This is a genomic window from Bacteroides sp. MSK.20.82 (assembly GCF_019052485.1).
GTDB classification, from domain to species: Bacteria; Bacteroidota; Bacteroidia; order Bacteroidales; family Bacteroidaceae; genus Bacteroides; species Bacteroides thetaiotaomicron.
The window spans coordinates 1-638 of sequence record NZ_JAHQUN010000139.1 but is presented as its reverse complement, the minus strand read 5'-3'; the positions used below and the strand labels follow the sequence as shown (position 1 = coordinate 638).

The 638-nt window shown below is 41.5% G+C and carries 1 protein-coding gene; it reads right to left on the bottom strand.

From position 1 onward, the window contains the following. A partial coding sequence (locus KTR07_RS28175) for a UpxY family transcription antiterminator (protein ID WP_217315584.1) occupies positions 1-367 on the bottom strand: 367 nt, incomplete at its 3' end. Between the last annotated feature and the right edge of the window lie 271 nt (positions 368-638).

The window sequence follows — 638 nt, the reverse complement described above, 5'->3', positions numbered from 1 at the left end:
GCATGAAACGGAAACGAGCCATCTGCTCGTCAGGAATTACAGCAGGACTACTCTCACCGCGCATCACCATGTAACGACTGACAGTAGAAAAACTCAGGACTTCCATGCGTTCCTTAGGATCGGCGTGTACAAACACCATCATAGGAAGCAAGACGGAAGTGACCAGCTTACGACGGTCGCTCCATTGGTGAAGTTCCTGTTGAACGGGAACGAAATTCTCGATTCCCATCTTGTCCAAATGCTCGGAAACCTTCTTTTCATGGTGCATCCGAACCAAAGCAACATACCAGCGTTTTGAGTGTGCTACGCCTTCCCCTGTCCCATTAATAGGCCCAGCATTGAGTGATTTCTTTTTTCTTAAAATCATATTTTTTTACCCCATGTTTATCCGTTACTTCTTAGGTAACGAACAAGCATAGAGCAAGCAGAAAAGGGAACTTTTTTCAACGAAAACATCGGAAGAGGACTGGTATTCAGGAAATAAGGCAGAAGTGAAGGGGTTTTTCATAAATTGGAATAAAAAAAGACATAACACGGATATTGTCATTTTCCGTATGTTATGCCGACTTTTGATTCATTTTAAGAAATTAATTTCATTTTTGTTTGCGTATTTTCATAAATATGTCCATCTTTGCGCC